Origin of the sequence: Rhodohalobacter halophilus (genome assembly GCF_001715195.1) — a bacterium.
Taxonomy (GTDB): domain Bacteria; phylum Bacteroidota; class Rhodothermia; order Balneolales; family Balneolaceae; genus Rhodohalobacter; species Rhodohalobacter halophilus.
Window position 1 is genome coordinate 70,005 of sequence record NZ_MDWE01000034.1, and the last position, 6,171, is coordinate 76,175.

Annotated in this window: 6 protein-coding genes; 2 read left to right on the forward strand and 4 right to left on the reverse strand. The window is 45.5% G+C overall.

The genetic code is table 11. The annotated features are described in order from the left end of the window. Positions 1–119: 119 nt before the first annotated feature. Together BG260_RS09890 and BG260_RS09895 are read left to right on the forward strand one after the other, a co-directional pair. Entirely contained in the window at positions 120–608 is a 489-nt protein-coding gene (locus BG260_RS09890; protein WP_069132187.1) for a YehS family protein, read from the forward strand. Positions 609–847: 239 nt separating this feature from the next. Continuing rightward, the gene (locus BG260_RS09895; protein WP_069132189.1) at positions 848–2,092 is read left to right on the forward strand and encodes an MFS transporter; all 1,245 of its coding nucleotides are present in this window, start codon (positions 848–850) and stop codon (positions 2,090–2,092) included. A gap of 116 nt (positions 2,093–2,208) precedes the next feature. Here BG260_RS09895 and BG260_RS09900 read toward each other — a convergent pair whose 3' ends face one another. The 4 genes from BG260_RS09900 to BG260_RS09915 all read right to left on the reverse strand — a co-directional run. Continuing rightward, positions 2,209–2,556 (reverse strand): MmcQ/YjbR family DNA-binding protein, encoded by a 348-nt coding sequence (locus tag BG260_RS09900; RefSeq protein WP_069132192.1) that lies wholly within the window; start codon positions 2,554–2,556, stop codon positions 2,209–2,211. Between the two features lies 1 nt (position 2,557). Then, the gene (locus tag BG260_RS09905) at positions 2,558–4,771 is read right to left on the reverse strand and encodes a carbohydrate binding family 9 domain-containing protein (protein ID WP_083750239.1); all 2,214 of its coding nucleotides are present in this window, start codon (positions 4,769–4,771) and stop codon (positions 2,558–2,560) included. A gap of 122 nt (positions 4,772–4,893) precedes the next feature. Continuing rightward, entirely contained in the window at positions 4,894–5,289 is a 396-nt protein-coding gene (locus tag BG260_RS09910) for a DUF423 domain-containing protein (RefSeq protein WP_069132194.1), read from the reverse strand. A gap of 429 nt (positions 5,290–5,718) precedes the next feature. Continuing rightward, positions 5,719–6,171, reverse strand: a 453-nt coding sequence (locus tag BG260_RS09915; protein WP_141691570.1) for a CDGSH iron-sulfur domain-containing protein, incomplete at its 5' end; no start/stop codon positions are given.

The following is a 6,171-nucleotide window of genomic DNA, read 5'->3' on the forward strand; positions in this document are numbered from 1 at the left end:
CTGAATTTAGGGAAATACCATGTTTAATCCCCGCGAATGCCACAAAATCACCGAATGATGATGCTTGAAGATATTTTCTGTATTTTTGACTGCAAATAAATATTAATGAAATTCTATTCATGCGAAACGACGAAGTCATCAAAAGCATCCGCTATATAATGGATCTGCAGGATGCACAAATTGCCGATATCTTAAAGCTTGCCGATTATCAGCCCGACAGGGAAGAAGTTTCCGAAATATTCAATGAGAACAAAGGGTCGATCACCAAGATAGACGGAACCGTTGTTGAAAAAGATACCGACCACAAATTGACGGCTTACTTTCTGGACGGAGTGATTTTTCACCTTCGCGGAAAAAGTGACAAGCATCCGCCAAAGCCTATCCAGATTCCGGTTACCAATAATATCGTTCTTAAAAAATTACGGGTCGCATTTAAACTCAAAGACACCAATATCATCGATATTTTGAAAGAAGAAGGGCTCTCTATCAGCAAGACGGAACTGAGTGCATTTTTCCGGGATGACAACCACCGTAACTATAAAAATTGCGGTGATCAGGTGTTGAGGAATTTTCTAAGGGGGCTGGCCAAGAGACAGCGCGGAGAGTAAACCATACTTCGGTTCAACGGATCTGTTGCCTGACATTTCATTCTACAAACACAGGTTTTTTAAGATATCTGGTCATTCATCACCCTACTTAAACAGAGGGCTGTCTTCTTCAGTTATTTAAAAAACCATTACTTTCGTTCATAGCCCCGGCATGCTATTAGATCAATCCATTTCAACTTCTTCATGAAATGTACACTCAAAGCGCATATCTTATGCCGTCTCGTTAATGGATCATTTTCATGAATAAATCTGCTTTAGCAACTGTTTTTCTCGTTGTTGTCATCGACCTGCTTGGGTTTGGCATCATCCTGCCGCTGCTTCCGTTTTATGCACAGGAGTTTGCGGCCTCCGCGGTGATGATCGGATTGCTCTACAGCGTTTATTCATTTATGCAGCTCATCTTTTCGCCGATCTGGGGGAGTTGGTCCGATCGCATTGGCCGGCGCCCGATTATGCTGCTCAGTACATTTGGGGCCGTTATAGCCTATATCGTTTTTGGTCTGGCGGAATCAATCGGTGTGCTCTTCTTTTCGAGGGTTATTGCCGGGATGATGGGAGGGAACATCTCAACGGCTCAAGCCTACATTGCCGATGTAACCGACAGCGCCAACCGTGCACGCGGAATGGGCTTAATCGGAGCGGCATTTGGGATTGGCTTTGTGATTGGTCCGGCCACAGCCACCGCGCTGATCCACCCTACATTTCACGAAATGGTGGCCAATGCTGGTTTTGCCGAGTTTGCCGCCTGGATGGGAGAAAACCGCTATGCCCTTCCCGGATTCTTCGCGGCGTTTCTCTCTTTCTGCAGCTTCTTGATGGTACTGTTCAAACTGCCCGAGACAGTGGATACCTCCAAGCCGAGAGAGAAGGTATTTCGCCGGCCGAGTGTGTTCACTCCAAAATTCTGGCGCTTACTGGCTGATCAAAAAGGAAAATCAGCACGCGGCTTTCTGATTCCGCTCGTCATTGGATTTTTTCTGCTTTCGTTTGGAGAGTCGAGCCTCTACAGCGCCTTTCCGTTGTTTGCCGAAGGTCAGCTCAACATGACGGCCGAACAGGTTGGTATCCAGTTCTTCTATATCGGAATTATTGCCGTGATTGTTCAGGGTTTTTTAATCAAATCGCTGACCAATGCTTTTTCAGAAGAGAAGCTTTTTATGACGGGTAATATCCTAATGGTGATCGGGCTTGGTTTGATACCGTTTTCAACAAGTATGTTCACGCTGGCATTTTTTCTCGGTTTGATGGCACTTGGGAAGAGCCTGAACACTCCAACCATTACAAGCCTGATATCAAAAGAGGCGAGTGAGGATAACGTTGGGGCCGTGATGGGCGCCTCACAGGGGCTGTCTGGCCTGGGCCGGATGATTGGCCCAACCTGGGGCGGCGCGCTCTTTGCGGTCTATTTTGGCCTGCCGTTTGTAGCTACTGCTCTCATTGTAGCGGCTACCGTTTGGATTGCCGTAGGGTTGATCCGAAAGTAAGAAGAGACATGGTATTTCTGTAAGTTTTCAAATCAAGATTCCCCTGTCAGCCGGTTGAGTACACTGTAATTAAATTTTAGCCACATAGAAATACCATGTCTGTCTTGATTAAAACTCTAGAGCTTTTCCCGGACCCGTTTTGGCAGCTTTGCCACAACCAGATCATACGAATCTTTTATCCACTCTTTGATTAAGTCATCCGGCAGATTTCCCCGCATGCTTACGGTATTCCAGTGTTTTTTGTTCATGTGATAGCCCGGCTCAATCAGTCCGGGGTGCTCTTCCCGTAGTTCAATCGCTTTTGCCGGGTCACATTTCAGGTTGATGCTTTCAAACTCATCTACGTCACATAATGCGAACATTTTTCCCATCACTTTGAACACGAGCGTATTTTCATCGAATGGAAACTCTTCGGTAACTCCGGGAAATGAGAGGCAGTATTTCCGATAGGATTCAATGTTCATGTCAAAACCGATAGGTATAGTTTATTTTGATGGCTGCCTGCGACTCTATGACCACAAGACGATTTTCGGTATCAAGCCAGTTTCGCGTAAAAACCAGAAAGAGATCCGAGCCGGGGGTAAGTGTCCATCGAAATCGGTTATAGAGCCCAAACAAGTTACTGAGATCGTCGTATTGTACGATTTGTGTAAAAGCGATATCGGGAGTCAGGTCTATATTGTTTCGAAAAACAAAGAGGTTTGTTGTAAACGAGGTTTGAGGAAGTTTTACATGACTTCGTACCCAATTAGCCGACAGGTTAATTCCTCGATAAGGACGAACGGTTCCTTCTAGCTGTAGTTCCTCTCTTGTTCCGGTCCAGAACCCCTCATAACTGTATTCAATTTCTCCCGAAATCTTTCTAAAACCAGCTGTTTCAAAACCTGAATTTATGCCCCAATTTTTGTACCTGCCCGGTAAAATAATTACAGTTCCATCGCGCAGTATGTCAAAATCCTCATAAATTTGTTCAAAATTCCTGTTGAGACTGAATTCAATTTGTTCTCCGCTTTCAAATTGAATTTCAATGGGCGTCAAGTTGATGTTAATGGTTTCAGGTTCAAATTCGAGGTTTGTCAGATATTCAAAACGTAACTGTACCTCCCATGAGCGTAGGATTGGGCTTTCAGAAAAGACCCAGTTATAACCTGCTGTAGGTTGAAATCTTCGAAAGCCATTCCGTGGTGTAAAACCAACAGCGGGATTAAACGAGGAACCGAACTCTCTGTACGACATCCAGCTGTAAAAAGGAAAATTAGGATAGTTAATGCGTATGCCTCTGCTCGTACGGTCCCAAAACTGGTTGGAAAATCCTGAGCTCCCTTCGTTATGCCACACGAAGAAAGCCTGAAATTGCAAATTTTTATCGCCAAGAAAAGAGGATGTTCCAAGCTCCAGGTCTGTTCCGATTGTGTGATCGGTGTTGAGAGCGTTATTGCCGGGTTGTCCGCGCCGGGTGTAGATTAGCCCGACCGAACTTTCTGAGAATATATTTTGAGAGAGCCTGGCAGCTGTAAAATCTTCGGATTCTGAGAGGTCACTTTCTGCGGTTCGGATTTGATAAAGCCCCATATTTGTATTGCCTTCCCGTCCTAAAATTCGAAGGCCACCGGTAATGGGAACAGGCTGTCCTCCTACAAGCCCGATTCGCCTGCTGAAAAATGGTTCAACACCGCTGGAAGGAACAAAACTAAAAACCCCTGACCCCTCCAGAAAAAAATCGCGTTGTTCCGGAAAACGCAGTGGGAACCGAGTGAGGTTAACTCTTCGCTGATCCACTTCTGTTTCTGCAAAATCAGTGTTGATTGTAAGCGAAGCTCGAACACTGGGTGTGAAACTATACGAAACGTCGAAACCCGCATCCACAGATTTGTCTACAGATTGTTCACCCTCGGGAGGGTGTGTCATATTGCGCCCTGCGGTTGCGAAAGGTTTTACCTCAAGGCCGATTCCCTGAGATAATCCGGTAAGGCCGGTTACGATGCCGGCATTTTGTGGGCGGAAGAGGCCTTGGTTTCTCCTCCATCCCGACCAGAGAATCTCTTCATTTACTCTTCGAATGGTGCGCTGAAAGTTGATGCCCCAGGTTGTATTGTCAGGATCAAAATCGAGAGATCTGAAGGGAATACGGATTTCAACAGACCACCCCTGTTCGGTTATCTGAGTTTTAACGTCCCAAATTCCGTCCCAGGCTTTATTGAGATTGGTGCCCTGTCCAACGGTTAGAAGGCCGTCACCGCGAAGTGCAGCAGGATTGGTTTCAAAAAAATATGCGGTCCGCCCATTGTTAAAAGTGTCCAGGATCCACATAAAACGGTCGTCGGTACCAAGCCCCTGATCTCTTCGTTTTTGATAAGCCAGTATCTGATCGGGGTTACTGTCATAAAGCATGGCGCCGATGTATAGGTTGGATTCGTCGTACGCAATATATATTTCAGTATGTTCCGTTGGGTCACCGCCTTCCCTCGGTTCCTGCTGAGTGAAGTTTTTTATAGGTGATATGCGCTTCCAGATCGATTCATCCAAATTACCATCGAGCTGAATGGATTCGTTTTCAGTCAGCTTTTGGGCTCTGATGTTGTAGAGTTCATTATCGGACCCGGCCTGTTTCGCGGCTACATCAGCACCAAAGAAAAGCAGTAGTATAAAAATGGGTAAAATGCAGTTTTGTTTAACCATTGGATAAATGTACTCAGTTCAGAAATATTTGTACCGTAATTTGATGTAAAATAGATCGCTTACCATGAATGATTTGTAATGAAGATCTTCATTTAAAGAGCATCTTGAGATACAGTTTTTGGTTAATGGAGTGGCTTGTTTTTTGACTCAGTTGAAGCAGCAACCGCAAAAAAGATCCACCCCAAAATAAAGGCGATACCGCCAAAAGGGGTAATTGCGCCGAGCCATTCGGTATCGGTGAGGGTGAGAATGTAGAGGCTTCCGGAAAAGATCAGTATTCCTGCAGACATGAGCCGGCCGGCCCATTTCAGCCAAACAGATTCGATCAGATGATTGGAGATGGCCCCGATGATGAGTAGTCCAAGGGCATGATAGAAATGATATTCAACGGCCGTTTTGTAAACCTCAAACCGCTCCGGTGTGAGTATATCCTGAACAATGTGTGCGCCAAAGGCGCCAAAAGCCACGGCAAGGGCCATAAAGATAGATCCGGATATGAGGAGTGCTTTCGATTTCATAGATGTAGCTGGGAATAAGGATGGTGAACGGATAATATCATGGATTCAATATTGCCAATTTAGTTGAAGATAAGAAGAAGGGTGTACACAGAAATGTTGCCTTAGCGGAGTTGTTCTTTTTTTTGTCGTCCCTGCCGGTTTTCAATCCATGTGCCGTACCTGACGGCACGGCTGAATGTATCGCCAATAATTTCAATCCATTTTCCGTCGCTAATGCGATGGGCGCAATGTAATATGTAATAAAAAGTTTAAGGTTTGTGTGCACGCTATGAATCTGTATCACTATAACATCATGAATTTACATCCATACAATTGTCTCGTAGAGACAAAACATGGATAGATAAGCACGTACCCTTCCTCATTTGACGCGTGCCGTCAGGTACGCAACATAGATTCCATACGCTCGCCGCACCCCGGCGGTGAATCAACTCACCCCTCAAACCCAATCTTCTTATGCGTTCCATCGCAAAACGGTTTGGTGGACGAGCCCCCGCAGCGGCAGAGCGCTACGCCTTTATCAGAACTATGCTCACCCAGTTCAGGGGATTCCATCGTATAGCTTCCTTCCAGAATGGCCGGCCCGTTTTTCATTAATTTGATTAGCAGCTTGTCATGATTCTCCTCTTCAATCGGAGGCATCTTCTCTTTGTTTGCATTTGCATCTGCTTCCCAATCGATGTTCTTGTGGGAGTTATCACAGGCGGGTTTATTTCCGGAAGCTCCGCAACGGCATAGGGCAAAACGGGTGTCCTTCAGAACGGTATTTCCTTCATGATCTTCTACTTCCAGATCACCAAAAAAGTAGACCGGTCCGTCTGTATTGAGTTTAATCCGGTTTCTGGAGGAGGGCTTTTCAGATCGATCCGATTTCTTCATCTCATA

Excerpts from the sequence above, each read along its gene's own strand:
- BG260_RS09905 (WP_083750239.1), bottom strand. The coding sequence starts at position 4,771 with ATGGTTAAACAAAACTGCATTTTACCCATTTTTATACTACTGCTTTTC.
- BG260_RS09900 (WP_069132192.1), bottom strand. The coding sequence starts at position 2,556 with ATGAACATTGAATCCTATCGGAAATACTGCCTCTCATTTCCCGGAGTT.
- BG260_RS09890 (WP_069132187.1), top strand. The coding sequence starts at position 120 with ATGCGAAACGACGAAGTCATCAAAAGCATCCGCTATATAATGGATCTG.
- BG260_RS09895 (WP_069132189.1), top strand. The coding sequence starts at position 848 with ATGAATAAATCTGCTTTAGCAACTGTTTTTCTCGTTGTTGTCATCGAC.
- BG260_RS09910 (WP_069132194.1), bottom strand. The coding sequence starts at position 5,289 with ATGAAATCGAAAGCACTCCTCATATCCGGATCTATCTTTATGGCCCTT.